The sequence below is a fragment of the Pseudoalteromonas rubra genome, assembly GCF_005886805.2.
Lineage (GTDB): Bacteria > Pseudomonadota > Gammaproteobacteria > Enterobacterales > Alteromonadaceae > Pseudoalteromonas > Pseudoalteromonas rubra_D.
In genome coordinates, this window is the sequence record NZ_CP045429.1 from 2,277,719 (window position 1) to 2,296,543 (window position 18,825).

Consider the following 18,825-nt stretch of genomic DNA (forward strand, 5'->3'; position numbering starts at 1 on the left):
AAACTGCGCCACGCATTAATTATAAATTCTCTTTAAACAACTTATAGATACGACGATATTCGTCCAGCCAGCTCGAAGGCTGCACAAAGCCATGCGGTTCTACCGGATAAATTGCCGTTTCATAGTTTTCTTTCTCCAGTTCAATCAATCTTTGTACCAACCGAACGACATCCTGGAAAAACACATTGTCATCAATCATGGGAGCATTGATCAACATAGGCTTGTTGAGGCCTTCAGCAAAGTAAATTGGTGAGCTACGGCGATAAGCAATAGGATCATCCACCGGACGATTCAGAATATTAGACGTGTAAGGGTCATTATAGTAAGCCCAATCTGTGACCGGTCTAAGCGCTGCCCCAGCCTGGAATAATTCAGGCTGAGTGAACAAAGCCATAAAGGTCATAAATCCACCATACGATCCGCCATAGGTGCCGACTGCGCCCTTATCAACATTGACGTTCTCAACCATCCAGTTTACGCCATCAGCCAAATCTTCGATTTCTGGCTTACCCATATGACGATAGATAGCCGTACGCCAGTCTCGTCCGTATCCCTTTGATGCCCGGTAGTCCATGTCCATTACCACATACCCTTCGCTGGCAAGTAAAGAGTGAAACATAAACTCGCGGAAGTACACTGACCAGCCGAGGTGAGAGTTTTGCAAATACCCAGCGCCATGGTTGAAAATCACTGCTTTACGGGTATTGCCTTGTTCTCCTTCCTGATAATCTGCAGGATAGTAAACTTTCGCATAAATAGGTTGGTCGGTATGGCTAGATGGTACCGCAACGACTTTAGGTGCAATGAGTTTTTTACTTAAAAACGCCTCAGAGACTGTATTGGTAATTTGCTTTATTTCACTTCCAGGTTGAGCATCTGCAATAAACAACTCTGGAGGCATGACAATTTTTGAATGCGTCAACAAGAGTTTGCTCTCATCCGGACTCAATACATAATCTGTCATACCATCGAGATTGGTTAATGTTTCCAACTCACCAGATTGCAAATTTACACGGTATATTTCGTAAATACCTGGGTGCTTTTTATTCGCTTTAAAATAGATGGCAGCGTTGTCTTTAGTTAGCGTCAACTCTGAAACTTCGAACTTTCCTGATGTTAATTGGGTCGCTTTTCCATTTAGAGGCTTGGTGTACAAATGGCTGTAACCTGACTCTTCAGACAGATAGTACAGCGTGTTTTTGTTATTAAGCCAGCCAAAATCGTTGTGTGTATAGTTCACCCAGGCTTCATCATACAAGCGATGCTGAGAGACAAGTTTATTGTTGCTAAAGTCAACCGTAGCAATCCAACGGTCTTTGTTGTCCCAGGACTCTAGCATCAATGCAACTTCATTTCCCTGCGTATTCCATTGAATGGCTGATTGATCCCAACCCCAATCGAGCATCAATGAGATATGACGTGGGGCTTTTTTACTGCTATAGGTTTTACCTTGTGCCTCAGCGTTTTCTCTCCTGACATGTGCTAACACATCTTCATCAAAACCAGGTAATGTCTCGTATCCCAGTGATTGTTGCTGTTTAGTGTTTAGGTCAATATATACCAGTGTGTGTTCGACCGGTTTGTTGTCTGCGACACGACTACGAGCCTTAACCGGGTCGATATTACCATCCTGTGTCACATAGTTTGGCATGATATCCTGAGCACTTCGTTCGGGGATGTCTTTGGTAATGGCTACAATGAGTTTGTCACCTGCCGGAGACAAGCTGCTTTCTAAGATGCGCTGGTCTTTGCCCAGGTAAAAGAGATTGTTATCTAAGGTGCTATTTTGATCTACTAACGCTTTTTTGCGGCTCTGTGCGTCTTTGGCATTCTTATGCTGTAGTGCCACGTAGCCGATTAATTGATGCTGCTCTTGTGCGATATAACTGGCTGGCTCAGTGACGCCCGGCGGCGCATCCTCGACTATCAATTTAGCCAGCTCTGTTGTCAGGCCAGTGGTAAGATCAATCGCATAAAACGTATTGTCCGCAAGATACGCTAGTTGCCCTGAGGTCAAAAACTGAAGTCGCTCGGCTTTTTGGCTTGATCTGGTTAGCTGTGTTACCTGGTTGCTGCTGATATCTTTAACGAACACATTTCCTGCAAATACATAAGCCTGAAGCTCACCGTCATGTGAATAAACAGCATTTTCCGAACCTACCTGATGTTTGTCAGATAAGGCAACCTGTTCAATTCCCTGTCCATCATACTTAAACGTGTCTCTTAGTTTGCTCCCTGATTGTTTTTGTTTAAACAAAACAGATTGGCTATCTGCACTCCAAAAACCGTCTTCAGGCTTTCTGCCGAGCCAATCTGGGTCTGCCATTGCCTGTTCAAGGGTAATTACATCAGAGCCTGTTGTTTCGGCAGTCGTAGCTACAGCTGCTGGAAGCGTATTTTGGGAAGCTTGATTGTTATTACTGTTTTGTGTGACCTGACAACCAGCCAAAAATAAAGCGGATGCCACGGCGAGAGAAGTAAGAGATTGTTTCATTTTATGAATTATCTAAATTTGCAATTGAAGCCTAATTTAAGCAAATGAAACCGGATAATTCGAACAATTTTAGATAAACAACCAGACAGAGCGTTTATTGCAAAAAAAAGGCCAGTAAAGCTACTGGCCAAATACTCTCTGCGCTCACATAGTCGTTGATGGACAACGAGTATGAAATGAGGCCTATCCACGCCTCATAAAAGTAGACCTGCGAGTGATAGAATAAGTTCCAAAAAAATTCATTTTTTTTATTTTTTTTGTAATACCTTGTTCTGCTGTGCGAATCGAACCATGTATTGATTCAATGAAGAGACCAGTTACCTTTTACAGTGTAACCAGACCATCCAAAATCAGTAACAACATAACGCCACTGACGATAAACCAAAGTACAGATGCCATAGCAAAAGGACGCCAGCCACTTTGGCGTAACATTGCCATCGAAACACCGCTGCCTATCAGAAATAAGCTCGCAACCAATACTGACTTGGCACCACTATAAAGTACAGACCACACAGGCTGGTAATCTGGCAGCCAGGTGTTAATCATAGCCGCAGCAACAAAGCCGATGATGAACAAAGGAATACTGGCTTTTTCAGAAGAGCGCCAGAACACACCTGCCATAGCAGCATACGGCACAATCCACATCGCCCGGGTAAGTTTAATCGTAGTTGCCATCGTCAGAGCAACAGGCCCATACACCGAGGCCGCAGCAACAACACTGCTGGTGTCATGAATCGCCAGCGCACTCCATAAAGCAAACTGACTCTCCGAGAGCGAAAAATAATGTCCGAGCCAAGGAAAAACAAGCAAGCCAAGCGCATTCAAAGCGAAAATTACACTGAGTGAAATAGCGATTTCGTCCTGTCTGGCCTTGATCACCGGCGCCATTGCCGCAATCGCACTGCCACCACAAATTGCTGTGCCAAATGAGATCAAAGTCCCCGTGTTGCGATTAAGGCGAAACACTTGGGTGAGAATTTCACCCAGGCCTATCGTTGCCGTAATACTGACGATGGTTAACACCAGGGAGCTACGCCCAACGGCCAGTACTTCTTCGATATTGACGTTAAAACCCAATCCAATAACGGCCAGTTTTAATAACCATTTTGATGCGTTGTTGGATAAATCCGGTAAGGGGTTACCTAATACAAGTGCAAATCCAAGACCGATGAACAGTGCTGAAGACGCGCTGGCAAAAGGTGATAACGCGAATAAGAATGCTAATAAAAATAAAGCTTTATGGAAGCCTGGTCGTTCTAACAAAATATGTACGCTCGCACGCAGTCACCAGATGAAACTGCGTCGGGTAATCATAAACCCCGACGCGATTATGCCCTAGTTGAGAATTAGAGCATGGCTAGTCTCGGCTATACCAGGATAAGCCGCTTCAGGGAGTATCTCAGCCAGATCAGCAAGCCGCTCACCCAACTCGTGTAAGCTGTTCGCTGAGACGTTAATATGCCCCATTTTTCTTCCGGGTTTGGCCGTTTTACCATACCAATGGCTGGTCACACCGAGCGTCTGCAATACGTTAGTTGGAATGTTTTCCTGTCCCAATACATTGATCATGGCAGTAGGCCTGATAAGACTGGTATCACCAATGGGCAATCCAGCGATAGCGCGAATATGGTTTTCAAATTGGCTAACGTGACACCCTTGTTGTGTCCAGTGACCTGAATTGTGCACACGTGGTGCAATTTCATTAACCAATAACGTGCCATCAACATCAAAAAACTCAATTGCCAGCACGCCAACATAATCAAGTTCGCTGGCTACCGCTGAGAATGCCGATTCAGCCTGAGCTTGAATTGCAGACTTCTCTTTTCCTGCGATAGATAATGTTAGCACGCCATTAGTGTGCTGATTTTCTGTCAACGGATAGATACGACATTGGCCATTACGATCTCGCACACCAATAATTGACACTTCACGGTCGAATGGGATCATTTGCTCTGCAATAATGGCATGAGGAACCGCTTCGGTACCGGCAGCCAAAAACTCAGACATTTCCTGCCAGATAGCCTCAATTTCATCGTCATGCTTCACGCGCCATTGACCCTTGCCGTCATAGCCGGCCTGGCATGTTTTAACGACAAGCGGCTTACCCAGTTTTTCAACTGCTGTCAGAAAATGTGCTTTTTCGGTGATCAATGCATATGGAGCACAGGCCACCTGCGCTTTTTCTAGCAAGGCTTTTTCTTTAGCCCGATCACCACCGGTCAAAATGGCTTCAGCTCCTGGATAAAACTTACCCGTTTGCTGACATACCGCCAAAACGTCCGCCGGAATATGTTCAAACTCTGCAGTAATAGCATCGACGTCCGCTATCGCTTGGTCAAGTGTTGCACTGTGCGCTTCAAACGTTACCGGGTTAATGATTTGCTGACTGGAAACATCGTATGCAGAAACCTGAATATCTAAGTGAGTGGCAGACAAGCTCATCATACGAGCTAACTGGCCTGCACCTAAAACTAATACTTTCATTACTACTCTGCTGGGTTAGGGTTAGCCAGAATGGTTTCAGTTTGTGCCTTACGGAACGCTTCTACCTTGTCGAAAATCTCTGGTTGTTGACAACCCAATATCTGCGCAGCGAGCAAGCCAGCATTTGCCGCGCCAGCATCACCTATAGCAAGCGTGCCAACAGCTACGCCTTTAGGCATTTGGCAGATAGACAGCAATGAATCAACACCATTAAGCGTTTTAGATTTCACAGGCACACCTAGTACTGGCAGGCTGGTAAATGCGGCAGCCATTCCAGGCAAATGTGCAGCTCCACCGGCGCCAGCAATAATAACTTTAATGCCTCGCTCTGCCGCTGAGGAAGCATAGTCAGCTAACAACTGTGGTGTACGGTGCGCAGAAACAACTTTTGTTTCGTATTCAATACCGAACTTATCCAGCATATCTGCTGCATGTTGCATTGTAGGCCAATCGGACTTGGAGCCCATAATGATGCCAACCGTCATAATTATTCCTCAGTTTAAATTGAACGATTTAGACGCAGTTTTTTGGGGTATGCGCCAACTTCAGGCGTATTATACCCAAGTGGCGCAGCAAAGCGAATCGACATTTCCATACTAAATAGATTTGCCAGGCTAACCCTCTCGCACTTCAATTTTAGGTTGTCCAGCTCGCGCTTGGCGCCAATGGTAGATAAATCCGTCAGGACCTAAAATTAAAAATAATAAAGCTAATCCACCAGGCACCAGCACAGCTTTGAGCACTGGGCCAAGTACATAGCTGTAAAACACGATAAACGGGATAAACAAAACATAACCAATAATCCGCTGCAACATAAAACCTCCTTCATAATTATTGAGCGCGCTCACATTTTTAATTGAGCACGCTCAATTGTCAATATGTAACGGTCTGACTGTGCTGCTATCTCACAATATGAAACAGCTCTGTCGTGCCAAAGTGAATCAGTTCAAAACTTCTGAGGTAACGTCTAAGATGCTGATTAATATCTGGTAGTTTATGTATGGGTGGCCAATTTTCATGGTATAATGACGAAAAAAATGGTATCGAACTGCAATGAAGAAAAGTGAAAAAACAAAACAGCAAATCCTGGATGAAAGCTGGCAACTGTTTATTGCACATGGCTATCAGGAGACCTCCACCCGTCAAATAGCCAAAGCTGCGGGTATTGCCGTGGGAACTGTTTTTAGCCACTTCCCGAGTAAAGTGGATATTCTGAAAACAGCAATGCATCAGCGTATCGATGCAGTTATCGAAAATGCCATCAACACGGATCAACATCACTCTGCCAGGCTGAAGTTACGCCACTATGCCAGCCACCTGTTCGCTTTTTATTTGCAGCATCGTGAATTCAGTCAGGCACTACTTACTGATTTACTTTGGCATCAAGCCTACTTTGCCGATCAGATATCGGCCTTTAAGGCGCTCCTTTTTGCGGAGCAAGAGTACGATGAAATAAAAGCGACAGTCATGATGGACTGTTACTTTATGACCCTGATCCAGGGTTTGTCCGACCCCGCATCTTGTGAAGATAGCATGCTAAGGATTCTTACTAATAAGCTGACTTTGCTTTATTGAATTTTATGTATGATGTGTTCTTAATATAGGATATATTAAAGGCAGAGCAAACCATGCCCTGCCTTTATCAGTTAACTGTGTTTCACTGTCAGTTCAGGCGCATTAGCACTACTTTTTGGCAGATACCAGATACTACCGGGCTCATTATTTGCGGCTCTGCGTTCAACATATTCAGACATATACCAAAATACACTCCCAAACAAAAATGCAATGCACTCTACCATCAAAGTGCCCAGATCATTTGGCGTCCAAAGATTCAACGCAGGTACAATTGCAGCGAGTACTGAAGTTATGGGTATCAAAACACACAGAAGAGCCAAGCCTTTCAGACCGTTAGTCGCCGTTTTGGCAGGACCATAAACAAAGGCACTTACCAGCACACATGCAAAACATGCATAATAAACAAACATATAGGCCTGATTAATATTCACCGGAGCCAGTGTCAGCCACTTGTTGCTAGCAAATACGGCCGCGATACCAATTATAGCTCCCAGGCTCACGCCTAGGGTAAGTGCTCCCATAACACGATAAGAGCGTCGCTGTACCGTGCCCTTTTGACGTCTTTTCTCTAACCAGAGAATATTGCCTGAATAGAATAAACAGGCGCCTGCCAATCCCATGAAAAAATACGCCCAACGTACGAGGTCACCACCATAGCTACCAAAATGCAAACCAAAGAAACTTGATACAAGCCTTGCCCAGATAGTTTGCTGTGAGTTAGCAACGCTGGAAGACACCACATTAAGTGTATAAGGATTAATAAAGATAAAGTCGTGTAATGCCCCTCTGGCTATTTCTGCTTCATTAACCACATCAATCGTCGCAAAAGCGGTTGGCTTATTAAGATTGTTAAGTTTTATCTGTACGACCCGATAACCAGGAGCATGAGATTCTGCTGCTGCAATCAACTCGCTCACCTTAGGTAGGTCAGCGATGTTACGCTCAATTTGTGAGGGGGCATTGCGAGGAAAAAGAGGCTTATCGCCATACAATTGAGCAAGTCCACCGTACAGCACATCATGAAATGCAAACACGCACACCGTAAACGCAATCACAACATGAAAAGGTAAACTCGCAATACCCAGCAAATTATGACCATCCAGCCAGAATCGCTTTCGCTCTCCCTGGTTTCGAACTGCCAGGAATCGTTTTACCAGAGTAGGCAATAGAAAGATGACGCCCGACACCAGTGCCAGGAAGTACAAACCCGCAGCAACCCCCATTACGAAGACGCCTGCCTGAGTATGGCCAATCTCCCCCCCGATGCCGGCAGTTCGATGCAACATATCCAGTAGTGCAGATAAAGTATTAACGGGCACCAGTTCAGTGATCAGCTGGTTATTCTCATCCAAGGTGCCATGCCAGCGAATATCATCCAGCCGCAATCCCCGTGTCGACCCCTGCTCATACCAGCTCACTGGCGACAGAGCCTCATCAAAATGCAGACTCACACTATTGCTCGCTTTTGGGTGTGTTTGTAAAACCGTATCCAATAGCACATCGTAACGTTCAGGCTCGATTGCAGTCATCTGGTGTTTTGTTGGCGTCGCCCAGCGGTCAATCTCGGGCGCAAACATCACCAAAGCGCCAGCAAAGAAGCCGATAAACAGCAGTAAACTAGAAGTGATCCCCGTCCAGGTGTGTAAACTCTGATACGCTCTCAGAATATCCGCTCTTACCTTCATGACACTCCCCTTAATATCGCTAATACGGCAAAGCACGCGGCACTGACTGACAACAGGTAAAACCAAGCCCGAGCACCACTTCTAAACATGTAAGTAAAACTCAGGGCCAGCAACCAAATAGGTACACTCAGCCACATGTTAAACTGAGTTCTCCACAGTAACTCTGTGTCGCTTATGGAAGACGCCAGCCCAGACGGACCAAACCAGGCAAACAGTCCAACAATGGAGAAACTTAATAATCCGCCACCAATGATTCCGGCAAGCGTTTTACTCAACCAATCAGGCTGTATCGGTGTATAGTTTTTCATTATTTATCTCTCACCATCAAAACCAAAAACGGGATAAACATAAGTGACAGCATAATTACCATTAAAGAGATAAACAGGCTTACAGATAAACTCATACCGCTATAAAAACCAATCAATGCGGCTGAAAATAAAAAGTAAGCCAGAATACGCCAGCGACTGCTAATCTGTTTTTTTAACCAGCGCTGATTCTTGTTGCTAAGATAAATAACTGAGGCCCCTGCGATGAGCGCAAAGACCAATATAGAAGTAAGCACTTTTCACTCCCTGTCATAACGTGAAGACCATCCTATCCATTATACACAAACGGTATTGATAATCACTACCATTTACCTTATTGATAAATTCAATTGTGACCGCTTATTTTTTTAAAGTTAATTTGGGCCAACGTGTTTTCAACAAATGATAACTGCGGCCGAGTATGACCAAGCTAACGGCGCCAGTTAACACTGGAAATAGCAAAAATGTCCAGCCCTGTCCGCTCAGCATAATAAATAGCGGGTTTGCACCAGCTGGCGGATGCACGGTTTTAGTTAGGACCATAAGCGCTACAGCCAGGCCTGTTGCCAGACCCAAAGTAAACGGGTTAACAGGTAAACAGAAGACAAATACAACCCCGATCAAGGCAGTCAGACTATGACCAGCAATCACATTACGCGCCTTAGCAAGCGGGCTGTCAGGCACAGCAAAAATAAGCACACAAGAAGCGCCAAAAGCAGCCATCAGAAGCCAATACCCCTGATCATTACGCCCGAGCAATGCGAGCACCATAATAGCCAACATAGAGCCTAATCCAGCTGATAAAGATACAGTCCAATTAAGCACACTCTCCTCCTTAATTTAAGTAGACAAATCGTTCTACATCATCAATGTAGACAAGTTTGTCTACCCATGTCAAGATAGGCTCAAACGTAAGGAGGCACGATATGTCAGACAAGCGAGCGTTACTACTCAACAGCGCATTAGAGTTGTTTTACCAAAAAGGCACAAGTTCGGTTGGGATCAACGAGATCATTACCTATAGCGGGATTGCAAAAAAAACCCTCTATCATCACTTCAGTTCAAAAGACGATTTGATCCTTGCAGCTTTAGCACTTCGCGATCAGAAATATTTGCAGTGGCTCGAAGCAAAACTGACTGATGCCCAAAATAATGAAGAGCTGGTCAAGCAACTTTTCTACGCGCTCAATGACTGGTTTAATGATCGTGTTGCTGAACTTGGCGGCTTCCGGGGTTGCTTTTTTATTAATACAGCCAGTGAGTCTGTAACACTAGACCGGCAAATTCAGGACCGCTGTGCCAGTCATAAAGTTGCCGTCAGACAGCTCATCACTAATAGCCTACCCCAACCTAACGATCGGCTCGTCGACGCGCTGTGTTTACTAAAAGAAGGTGCCACGGTATCTGCGTTTGTACAAGGTGATAAACAAGCCGCTTTGCGCTGCATAGATATCGCTCTGGCATATGACACACAAGCGCCTTTTCCGGTGTAATGCCGTGAAATTTAACCAGACAACTCGTTAATCTATAATTGCGTAAGTCCCTTTGTATTCAATGACGGCCTGAACAGTGCAGCAAGAAAAATACCTAAAACAGGGTGCCCTGACACTTTGTGCATCCGTTATTATCGGTTTTTTGGCTGATTATACTTTTAATCTAAGCTTGAGCCGCACGCTAAGCGCACACGAATATGGCGATTATAAAGTTGCTTATGCCTATGCCACTATCTGCGGTGTTTTGGTTCTGCTTGGCGGTGATCGCGTCGCCCCTAAGTTCTTAGCTAACCCACTGGCCAAGAAAGCATCGAGTGAAGTGGGTGGGTTCGTCATCTTCTTCTGCAAAATTGCTGCCTGTATTTCTGTACTGCTCTTTTTATTCGCCTATTTGAGTGGCTATCTTCATTTAGGGAGTTGGTCGCCAGATGAACATCATGCGCTACTTTGGATTTCGGCGGCAATTCCCCTTATAGCGGCAGGTGCAATATTGAGTCGCGTGCTACAAAGCGCAAAGTTACTGACCTACGCCAACTTGCCATGGCGCATCGTGCTGCCCCTCGGGAAAACACTGGCAATCTTGGTATTAGCCTCTTTGTTAAACCAAGTTCGGCTTTGGCAGGTAATCGTCGCTGGCATTGCCATCTTGACGCTTATCACGACATGGCAGCTATTCATCCTCTATCGAAAAAACCTCATTACATTGACCCACACTGTGCCAATTCGCAACCAGTCACAACTTTTGACAACCTCTATCCCAATGATGCTGGCCATGTTGGTTACCATTGCCATATCCCAGCTAGATTTATATATGCTTGAATTATTGGCACTGGAGCATGAAGTTGGACATTATGCGGGTGCTGTTACGACTTCGCATATGATCCCAGTTGCACAAGTGAGTGTGATCGCGCTTTTCGTCCCCCTATTGGGTCAAGCCTTGGAAAAAGGTGAAGAACACGCCGAACGCGTGTTATGGCAAGGTCAAAAGGTTATGTTTGTCATTATTTTAGTACTAACTGTTGGACTATTGATATCAGGCGCACATTTATTGCAGCTATTCGGGAGAGATTTTTTTACCGCCCATGACGCATTAAAATATCTAATTTTGGGATCATGCTTTTGGGCGATGACAGCGTTTATTTCAACCTGGCTACAATACACGGGTAAAGGAAAATACGTGGTAGTCATTGGCCTGTTAACACTTGTTACGGATGCAGTACTAAATTGGCAACTTATTCCAACACATGGAATTACTGGGGCGGCAATTGCAACTTGCATTGCGCTCTGTGTAGCCTCATTACTGACCTGGAGTACGTTCATGCTATGCAGAAAACCACCCTATTCCAATGCGACTATTCGGTCGGCCCAGTCAGGTCATCGCTAATTTAACGGCTGTCATCGATTATTTATTAAAATAATTGACACAATCTGTACCCTTTTGTAATTTTAACTTACCTGCTAGTTTGCAGACTGGATCAAATAAAAATAATAAGGAAAATTATGGCGCAACGAGCTAAGCGAAGTGCGGTGTTTATTCTGATGTTGTTACTGGGTTTAAGCTTGGGCGTCATGCTCAAATATGGCTATCTAAAACTATATCATCATCCGAATATAATGACTCAAGATACATCTGCCCATTACGAGGGAACTGACAAACCTGTGATTTTATACACCACTCTCTGGTGCCAATACTGTAAACAGGTTCAAGATTACTTTAAAAAGCATAATATTGATTACCTGAGCAGAGACATAGAATCCAATGATCAAAAGATAAAATCTCTGTTTGACAGCCTTAAACGCGCTGACATACCGCAGATCATCATTGGCAATAAAGTCATTACAGGTACAAACCTGAGTGTGGTGGAAAAAGCATTACAAGAACAAGCTTTTCTCTAAGATTGGCCCTTTCAAGGCGTATACCTAATACGTAGACGCCTTACCTTTATTGCGCTATCTTAAAAAGTGTTTCGTCGTTCACTCACTTTTTTAGGAGTATGCGTTGCAATATAAGTTGTTACTACTCATTGGTTTACTATATGGCTTACCTGTTTCAGCCACACCTCAATTGCAACCCATACACCGCTCCACCGCGGATATCCTAAGAGAAGCCGAAGACTATATTATTGTAGAGCCTTCACACTCTTACCAACTGCTCAGGCAAGTTGAGTCAATAACCACACTCACTCCCTCACAGCGGATCCGCTGGCACTTAATTAAGGTACGTTCAGCTATTGCCACAAATAATTTAAGCGACATAGAAGCAGAGCTAGCTGCCCTGATTAAGTTACAGCAACACGCCTACTTTAAAAACCATCTTCCCAGTATGCTCAGTGCAATGGGCATCGCGCTAAGACGCCTTGGTTATCAGGCAGAAGCTAAATCTTTATATACCTGCGCATTGTCACTTGATGTGACAGACAAAAAAAGAATGGCATTACTCATCAATCTTGCCGTTTTATCACGGCATATGAATGACTATCCGCTTGCCAGACAATCTTACAAATCCGCAAAGAACATTGCACTCAGACTTCATCACGAACGTGCACTGGCAAACGTTAATAATAATTTGGGAACTCTGGCACTGGATGAAGGTAAAATAGACTTAGCTGAAGCATACTTTCGTGAAGCCTTGGTTGGTTATCAGTCCAGTGACAAACGCTCAGGCAATATTACAGCAGGCACCAACCTGTTACTCGTATTTGCAATTCAAGGGCACACTCTCAATTTCCAGCGCCTGATCAGCCCTATTTCTGCCTTGATAGACGCTTACCCAGATGCGTCAAAAAAAGCGCTGTTACTATGGCTGATAAGCGCGAATGATGCCAACCTGGGCGTGGCACTCCCGCAAAACATGAAAGAAAACCTGATCTCAGCGTTTGAGCAACTTGAGAGCGTCAAAGTGCAACAGCTGATTCAACGCCACCTGGCGCCCAAAGTACAGGTTGCAGTCACGCCAGGCAAGCGCTCGGCCCGAACTACAAAAATCACACCAACCTGGTTTCAAGAGCGCTCATTTTGCACTAACAAGGAGCCTGAGTTTAAGGTTCAATAAAGTCTTGCGTTTCCTGATATAAGGAACGAACAAATTGCAATTTTAAGGGAGTAGTTTTATCTAACGGTTTATCAGTCATACTTTCCAGCAACCGCGGTAAACTTGCATGGTCACGACACCTCACTTGAATAAGCTGATCGAAACTAGGGAGATGGCCGATTTTATGCACTAGCAAACAATCGTTCATGGTGAGTGGTAAGATGTAGTACTGGCCATTATCAGCCAGCGCCACAGGCTCATCGAGCAATATCTCTTTTACTTTGAGTGTCAGCCCGGTTAGCGCTTGAACACCACCTCGTTCAAAATGCCCCTGATAGACATGGCCTTTCACCCGAACTAACTCCCCACTGCGTAACTTGTCAAGTTCGAAGGCTCTCGGAGCAAACGTCACTAAAGAGTTTGAATTAATTAACTGCACCAAAGATTCTTGGTGTTGCTCTTCAGCTTGCACTTCAAAGATAAGTTGCCGAGCATGCATTCCCCTCGGAAGTGGCAAATGTGAAGCAATAATTTTGTGCTCTACATATACCAGCGCAAGTCCATGCACACCAAAACTGCTGTGCTGATGAGAGAACACAACCGGCGTAAATAATACCAATAGCCATCTAAGCAATGAAAGATCCTCTTTTTTATCAAATTCCTGACAAGTTTAAGGTATATTTAGTTCCACATCGTTACCAAGTAGGCATTGATGATTCCAAAATGGAAATAATAGAATTAACTCGATTTGTCGAGATTGCGAATGCAAAGACGCTTCAGAGTGCGGCAGCCAACTTGCACACTACACCTGGTGCATTATCCAAGTCATTGAAAAAATTGGAGTCTTCACTAGGTATATTGCTATTCGACCGAGTTGGAAAGCAGCTGTTCCTTAATGAAAATGGTAAACGCCTGTTACCTGAGGCACTTAAGATTTTAGACCTTAAAGATAACGTAAAAGCCATGTTGACTCCGACAACCCCTGTTTTTAATTGCCGTGTCTCAGCGCCAGCTATCCTCCAATATCGCTGGGTAGGCAGTATCGGCGCCAAGGCTTGCGATATCCAAATAGAATATGAAACCGACTTCGAACTCACTGCGCTCGATAAAGTTAAAAGAGGCCTGGTTGATATAGCACTGACAACTCAGCTAATCCAATCCCGTTTGAATGAGGATCTCGAAATGGTCACTATTGGAGAGCTGACCTTGAAGTTAGCGGTTGGTAAAACCCATCCATTGGCCAGCCAACATTCAGTCACCTCAGCTGAGCTTGCGAACTACCCATTCGCCGTGCCAAATACGTCTCCATTCTGTGGGGAATTACGTGGATTTAGTTGTGATGGCTGGCCACACAGCAATCTAAAAAGAGAAATAAAGTGGATTGTTAACGATTACGCCGCGCTGTGCGAACTTGTGAAATGCGGGCTGGCCGTTGCTTTTTTGCCTGATTACATGATTGAGGCCTGGCAACTCACTCAGCTTGAAGTGGCTTCAAACCTGAAGAACGATACTGAACAGGTGTGTTTAATTTACCGGCGACATGCGCCAGCCTGGATAAAAGCACTGGCTGAAGAGGTAAAATTAATCAGTTAAAGAATGGGCGTAATCGTTTCCCCTTGCTCAGATACCACCTTTAAGTAGATAGTCTGTAAGCAAAAAAAGTTTAGAAATGAAAATAAAGCAACTTTAAGTCATCTTAATCACTTAATTCTGCAATGACATTTTAGATAGGCAACGACTCTTTAAACTGTCGCACTGACAGCGGCACGTGTGCTTACGAATCTTGTTATTGTCGCGAAGCCCACACTGACTGTAGTGACCTCATTGAATAATTGACAAGATTTGGCAGTTTTCATAACCATACACAAACCAAATTCACTTGATTTATAAACTAAAAAAGCCAGCAATGTGCTGGCTTTTATGATCTTAATAAACAATTTTAAGCTGATTTAGCGCGCTGCGCGTCTTTCTTCGCTTGTTTTTGCTCTTTACGGGCACGTAAAGTTTCCTGTGCCTCATGACCGATATGGCCTTCACCACGTTGCTTTGCCAGCTCCATTTGTCTTTGACGCTCTGCAAAACGGGCTTTTTGCTCTTCGGTCACATTATCATGACAGTGATGACAGGATACACCTTCCATATATTCCGGACGCTGCATTTCTTCTGCGGTGATCGGCATACGACATGCGTGGCACTGATCATATGAGCCTTTGTTCAAATCGTGGTCAACGGCAACGCGGTTATCAAATACAAAGCACTCGCCCTCCCACATCGTTTCTTCTTTAGGCACATCTTCCAGATATTTAAGAATACCGCCTTCGAGGTGGTAAACTTCATCAAATCCCTGCTCCTTCATATAGGCAGTGGACTTTTCACAGCGTATGCCACCTGTACAGAACATGGCTACTTTTTTATGTTTTGCGGGATCCAGGTTCTTCTCGGCCCACTCTGGGAATTCGCGAAACGTTTTTGTATTCGGGTCGATGGCATTTTTGAACGTACCGATTTCAATCTCATAATCATTACGCGTATCAACCAAAACCACGTCAGGGTCAGAAATCAATGCGTTCCAATCCTGTGGCTTAACATAGGTTCCAACCACTTCTTTAGGATCGATGCCCTGAACACCCATTGTCACGATTTCTTTTTTCAGCTTGACCTTAGTGCGATAAAATGGGCAGGTTTCGTCGTATGATTCTTTGAAAACAATATTATCCAGACCCGGTTGCTCATTCAGCCACGCTAGTAAAGCATCAATGCCTTCGCGCTTTGCGGCAACGGTACCGTTGATCCCCTCTTCTGCCAGTAATAAAGTGCCACGCACTTCATTGGCTTCCATGACATCCAGCAAGGGCTGACGGATCGCCTGATAATTTGGCAAAGACACAAACTTGTACAAAGCACATACAACAAAATGGTTATTCATAACTTTCTCTTTAATAAGCTTTATAACAGCCTACACTTAAGCACGACGTGTAAGCACTTAACCGGATCGCAAATCCGGCGCCAGGCGCGATATTTTACGGATTTTAAGGATAATTGCAAAACCGTTTGCCCCCGGTGGTCAAAGAACTCACACAAAGCGCTGCAAAGTTATGGTGGTAGTGGAAGTTAGTTTGTTATAATGCTGCGTTTTAGAAAATAATTACTGGAGAAAAGTACCTTGAGATTTTCCGAACTGGGTCTTGACCTGCGCTTTGAAAAACAATTAGAACACCAGGGGATCACAACCCCGACCGAGATCCAGGCTCAGGCCATCCCTACAGCCCTTGCCGGGCATGACACCTTTGCTCAGTCAAAAACGGGCTCCGGAAAAACTCTGGCATTTTTACTGCCTGCCGTACAACGCGTGATGAAACAAAAGGCGCTCAGTAAACGAGACCCAAGAGTGCTGATCGTTGCTCCAACCCGAGAGCTCGCCACACAGGTATTCAACCAATGCCGTTTGTTAATTGCGGGTACCGCCATGTCTTGTACTAAAGTTCTCGGTGGTGAGAACTTTAACGACCAGGTAAAAGCACTTCGTAAAGACCCACACTTTGTTATTGGTACTCCGGGTCGTATTACCGATCATATCGAGCAACGCAGTTTACAGCTTCATGGCCTTGAATTGTTAATCTTTGATGAAGCCGATCGGATGCTTGATTTAGGCTTTGAAAAGCAACTGTCTACAATTAACAACGCAGCTGATCACCGCTTACGTCAGACGTTATTATTCTCTGCAACGCTTGAGCATGCTCAGGTCGAGATCACATCAAGAGATCTGCTAAAATCGCCAAAACGGATCCTGCTCAGTGGCAGTAACGAAAAGCATGACGATATTCGCCAGGCAATGTACTTTGCTGACCACCTGGATCATAAAGAAGCACTACTTAAACATTTTGTACAACAAAGCGATGTAAAACAGTGTATTATCTTTACTGCGACTCGACAAGATACTAATCGCTTCAGCGACATGCTCAATGAACTGGGAATAAAGGCCGTTGCGCTGGCCGGCGACCTGGCACAGAGCAAGCGTCTGGATATTATGGATGCATTTAGCCGTGGCTTGTTTAAAGTGCTGGTTACCACAGACGTGGCATCGCGAGGCCTCGATCTGTTAAATGTATCTCATGTCATCAACTTTGATTTACCCAAGCAGGCAGAAGAATACGTTCACCGAATTGGTCGTACCGGGCGTGCTGGTTTCAAGGGAGACGCGATTTCCTTTGTAGGCCCTAAAGATTGGAAAAGTTACGAAGCCATTGCTGCTTATCTTAAAGAAACAGTCCAGTTTCAGTCTGTTGAAGGGTTAGAAGCCAAGTTTAAAGGCTTTAAGCCCAAGGTAACTAAGCCTAAACAGAATATCAAGCGTAAGCCAGCTGACACCAAAGCTAAGGCAAAGCGCGTCCTTAAGCGCAAACCACAACAACCGAAAAAGGCGATCCCGGCACCGTTTGATGTCGATGGACACGCACCACTAAGAAGAAAGCCTAAGAAGCCAACCGAGGAATAAACATGCTAGGTACCACACAGTTTTTAATGATCGAAGAGATCTGTGCCGAAGGCGCATACCTGGATGGCAAAGAACAAGGCGATGTTTTTTTGCCGCTTAAAGAACTACCGGACCACCTCGAAGCGGGTGACAACGTTGAAGTATTTGTGTTCAGTGACAACCAGGGCCACCCTTGCGCCACCACGCAAAAGCCGCTTGCGCAACTGGGCGAGTTCGCCCTGCTGCGCGCCAAGCAGATTAATAAAGTGGGTGCCTTCTTAGATCTTGGGATCAGTAAAGATGTATTAGCACCATACAACGAGCAAAAACCAAAAATGCGCGAAGGATACAGCTATCTGGTAAAGCTCTACCTGGATAACGCCAGTAAACGTCTGTGTGCTTCAAGTAACCTTGGGAAATTTTTAAATAAGACGCCTGCGCAATACAAGAAATTTGAGCAAGTTGACTTAATTGTCGCCGCTAAAACTGATCTCGGCTACAAAGTCATTGTCAACGAACAACACTTTGGCATGGTATTTTTCAATACCGTATTTAAACGCATGTATATCGGTCAACGCATGACAGGTTATGTAAAACAAGTTCAGGAAGATGATAAGATTGATATCTTACTCGAAAAACCCGGCATGGATAAAATCTCAGATCTTGGCGAACAGATCCTTAAAAAGTTGGAAGATAACAATGGGTTTCTACCACTTGGTGACAAATCAGACCCTGAGCTGATTAAGAAAACTTTCTCCACCAGCAAAGCCAACTTTAAAAAAGCCATCGGTGGTCTGTTCAAGCAGGAAAAAATCCAAATTGAAGCGACCTCAATTTCTTTGATTAAAAATAAAAATTAGTCAACTAGAGTGATTCTAGAGAAAGGCGCAAAGGTGATGCGCCTTTCTGGGCGGTGTTTATCCTATCTCGAAGGAGGCCACGCCAAGCGTTTTATCGATATTAATTTGTTGGGTATAACTGATATAAATTTTTGCCGTATACAATACAGGCCTCATGGCAAGCTTTTCACCCAGTTCAACCGCTGCCAGATTGTCTGGCCATAGCCCACCCCAGTAAACTTTCTCAAGAGATAGCAATAAATAAAGCAGGGTGTTTTTTAACCCCTTGGTGTTGACTATAGCGTGACCCGGAGGCACAGTGCTCTGGTCATTCTAGTCTGGATAATTAAATGTCGACAATAAAGGCTTCGTTAATTGCCAGGCTTTACTAGCATGACGTATCAATGACAAATACTATGCTGTGGGCAGTTTCTATTACTTCGAA

General features: G+C 44.6%; 19 protein-coding genes. 8 read left to right on the plus strand and 11 right to left on the minus strand.

All coding sequences use genetic code 11. The features are described from left to right. Positions 1-19: 19 nt before the first annotated feature. The 5 genes from CWC22_RS09820 to CWC22_RS09840 all read right to left on the minus strand — a co-directional run bounded on the left by CWC22_RS09820 (position 20) and on the right by CWC22_RS09840 (position 5,793). Positions 20-2,494, minus strand: coding sequence for a S9 family peptidase (locus CWC22_RS09820; protein ID WP_138538238.1), 2,475 nt, complete (start codon positions 2,492-2,494; stop codon positions 20-22). A gap of 324 nt (positions 2,495-2,818) precedes the next feature. Beyond that, the gene (locus tag CWC22_RS09825; protein WP_138538237.1) at positions 2,819-3,760 is read right to left on the minus strand and encodes a YeiH family protein; all 942 of its coding nucleotides are present in this window, start codon (positions 3,758-3,760) and stop codon (positions 2,819-2,821) included. Between the two features lie 69 nt (positions 3,761-3,829). Then, positions 3,830-4,978 (minus strand): 5-(carboxyamino)imidazole ribonucleotide synthase, encoded by a 1,149-nt coding sequence (locus CWC22_RS09830; protein ID WP_138538236.1) that lies wholly within the window; start codon positions 4,976-4,978, stop codon positions 3,830-3,832. 2 nt (positions 4,979-4,980) lie between these two features. Next, complete coding sequence (gene purE / locus CWC22_RS09835; protein ID WP_049865230.1) at positions 4,981-5,463, minus strand: 5-(carboxyamino)imidazole ribonucleotide mutase; 483 nt, start codon at positions 5,461-5,463, stop codon at positions 4,981-4,983. A 129-nt stretch (positions 5,464-5,592) separates the two neighbouring features. Continuing rightward, a complete protein-coding gene (locus tag CWC22_RS09840) occupies positions 5,593-5,793 on the minus strand; it encodes a hypothetical protein (RefSeq protein WP_138538235.1) in 201 nt (66 codons plus the stop codon). A gap of 238 nt (positions 5,794-6,031) precedes the next feature. Here CWC22_RS09840 and CWC22_RS09845 point away from each other — a divergent pair, with 238 nt between their 5' ends. Beyond that, entirely contained in the window at positions 6,032-6,553 is a 522-nt protein-coding gene (locus CWC22_RS09845; protein ID WP_125559555.1) for a TetR/AcrR family transcriptional regulator, read from the plus strand. A 71-nt stretch (positions 6,554-6,624) separates the two neighbouring features. Here the strand turns inward: CWC22_RS09845 and CWC22_RS09850 are convergent, their stop codons facing one another. From CWC22_RS09850 to CWC22_RS09865, 4 genes are all read right to left on the minus strand, one after another. After that, on the minus strand, positions 6,625-8,238 hold the full coding sequence (locus CWC22_RS09850) for a PepSY-associated TM helix domain-containing protein (protein ID WP_138538234.1): 1,614 nt from the start codon (positions 8,236-8,238) through the stop codon (positions 6,625-6,627). After that, positions 8,235-8,546, minus strand: a complete 312-nt coding sequence (locus CWC22_RS09855) for a hypothetical protein (RefSeq protein WP_125559559.1) — start codon at positions 8,544-8,546, stop codon at positions 8,235-8,237. Before CWC22_RS09855 ends, CWC22_RS09850 begins: the two co-directional genes overlap by 4 nt. Next, entirely contained in the window at positions 8,546-8,800 is a 255-nt protein-coding gene (locus tag CWC22_RS09860) for a hypothetical protein (RefSeq protein WP_138538233.1), read from the minus strand. Before CWC22_RS09860 ends, CWC22_RS09855 begins: the two co-directional genes overlap by 1 nt. Positions 8,801-8,903: 103 nt before the next feature. Then, a complete protein-coding gene (locus CWC22_RS09865; RefSeq protein ID WP_326386261.1) occupies positions 8,904-9,368 on the minus strand; it encodes an HPP family protein in 465 nt (154 codons plus the stop codon). A gap of 101 nt (positions 9,369-9,469) precedes the next feature. Here CWC22_RS09865 and CWC22_RS09870 point away from each other — a divergent pair, with 101 nt between their 5' ends. From CWC22_RS09870 to CWC22_RS09885, 4 genes are all read left to right on the plus strand, one after another. Then, positions 9,470-10,036 carry a TetR/AcrR family transcriptional regulator gene (locus CWC22_RS09870; RefSeq protein WP_125559563.1) on the plus strand — a complete coding sequence of 189 codons (567 nt, stop codon included), beginning with the start codon at positions 9,470-9,472 and terminating at the stop codon, positions 10,034-10,036. 76 nt (positions 10,037-10,112) lie between these two features. Then, entirely contained in the window at positions 10,113-11,420 is a 1,308-nt protein-coding gene (locus tag CWC22_RS09875; RefSeq protein WP_138538232.1) for an oligosaccharide flippase family protein, read from the plus strand. Positions 11,421-11,536: 116 nt separating this feature from the next. Then, the gene (locus CWC22_RS09880) at positions 11,537-11,932 is read left to right on the plus strand and encodes a glutaredoxin family protein (RefSeq protein WP_125559567.1); all 396 of its coding nucleotides are present in this window, start codon (positions 11,537-11,539) and stop codon (positions 11,930-11,932) included. A gap of 103 nt (positions 11,933-12,035) precedes the next feature. Further along, positions 12,036-13,088 carry a tetratricopeptide repeat protein gene (locus tag CWC22_RS09885; RefSeq protein WP_138538231.1) on the plus strand — a complete coding sequence of 351 codons (1,053 nt, stop codon included), beginning with the start codon at positions 12,036-12,038 and terminating at the stop codon, positions 13,086-13,088. Here CWC22_RS09885 and CWC22_RS09890 read toward each other — a convergent pair. After that, positions 13,075-13,686 (minus strand): hypothetical protein, encoded by a 612-nt coding sequence (locus CWC22_RS09890; RefSeq protein WP_138538230.1) that lies wholly within the window; start codon positions 13,684-13,686, stop codon positions 13,075-13,077. The two genes, CWC22_RS09885 and CWC22_RS09890, sit on opposite strands and share 14 nt — an antisense overlap. Positions 13,687-13,790: 104 nt before the next feature. Between CWC22_RS09890 and CWC22_RS09895 the strand changes: the two genes are divergently transcribed. Then, the gene (locus CWC22_RS09895) at positions 13,791-14,660 is read left to right on the plus strand and encodes a LysR family transcriptional regulator (RefSeq protein WP_171045058.1); all 870 of its coding nucleotides are present in this window, start codon (positions 13,791-13,793) and stop codon (positions 14,658-14,660) included. Between the two features lie 346 nt (positions 14,661-15,006). On the opposite strand, the gene CWC22_RS09900 is transcribed toward CWC22_RS09895, so the two are convergent. Further along, positions 15,007-15,993 carry a rhodanese-related sulfurtransferase gene (locus tag CWC22_RS09900; RefSeq protein ID WP_138538228.1) on the minus strand — a complete coding sequence of 329 codons (987 nt, stop codon included), beginning with the start codon at positions 15,991-15,993 and terminating at the stop codon, positions 15,007-15,009. A gap of 237 nt (positions 15,994-16,230) precedes the next feature. Here CWC22_RS09900 and CWC22_RS09905 point away from each other — a divergent pair, with 237 nt between their 5' ends. Together CWC22_RS09905 and CWC22_RS09910 are read left to right on the plus strand one after the other, a co-directional pair. Beyond that, the gene (locus CWC22_RS09905; protein WP_125559577.1) at positions 16,231-17,562 is read left to right on the plus strand and encodes a DEAD/DEAH box helicase; all 1,332 of its coding nucleotides are present in this window, start codon (positions 16,231-16,233) and stop codon (positions 17,560-17,562) included. Between the two features lie 2 nt (positions 17,563-17,564). Continuing rightward, positions 17,565-18,401, plus strand: coding sequence for a S1 RNA-binding domain-containing protein (locus tag CWC22_RS09910; protein ID WP_138538227.1), 837 nt, complete (start codon positions 17,565-17,567; stop codon positions 18,399-18,401). Positions 18,402-18,825 lie beyond the last annotated feature (424 nt).

Coding starts and splice junctions, on each gene's coding strand:
- CWC22_RS09820 (WP_138538238.1), bottom strand. CDS start 2,494: ATGAAACAATCTCTTACTTCTCTCGCCGTGGCATCCGCTTTATTTTTG.
- CWC22_RS09830 (WP_138538236.1), bottom strand. CDS start 4,978: ATGAAAGTATTAGTTTTAGGTGCAGGCCAGTTAGCTCGTATGATGAGC.
- purE (WP_049865230.1), bottom strand. CDS start 5,463: ATGACGGTTGGCATCATTATGGGCTCCAAGTCCGATTGGCCTACAATG.
- CWC22_RS09840 (WP_138538235.1), bottom strand. CDS start 5,793: ATGTTGCAGCGGATTATTGGTTATGTTTTGTTTATCCCGTTTATCGTG.
- CWC22_RS09845 (WP_125559555.1), top strand. CDS start 6,032: ATGAAGAAAAGTGAAAAAACAAAACAGCAAATCCTGGATGAAAGCTGG.
- CWC22_RS09850 (WP_138538234.1), bottom strand. CDS start 8,238: ATGAAGGTAAGAGCGGATATTCTGAGAGCGTATCAGAGTTTACACACC.
- CWC22_RS09855 (WP_125559559.1), bottom strand. CDS start 8,546: ATGAAAAACTATACACCGATACAGCCTGATTGGTTGAGTAAAACGCTT.
- CWC22_RS09870 (WP_125559563.1), top strand. CDS start 9,470: ATGTCAGACAAGCGAGCGTTACTACTCAACAGCGCATTAGAGTTGTTT.
- CWC22_RS09880 (WP_125559567.1), top strand. CDS start 11,537: ATGGCGCAACGAGCTAAGCGAAGTGCGGTGTTTATTCTGATGTTGTTA.
- CWC22_RS09895 (WP_171045058.1), top strand. CDS start 13,791: ATGGAAATAATAGAATTAACTCGATTTGTCGAGATTGCGAATGCAAAG.
- CWC22_RS09900 (WP_138538228.1), bottom strand. CDS start 15,993: ATGAATAACCATTTTGTTGTATGTGCTTTGTACAAGTTTGTGTCTTTG.
- CWC22_RS09910 (WP_138538227.1), top strand. CDS start 17,565: ATGCTAGGTACCACACAGTTTTTAATGATCGAAGAGATCTGTGCCGAA.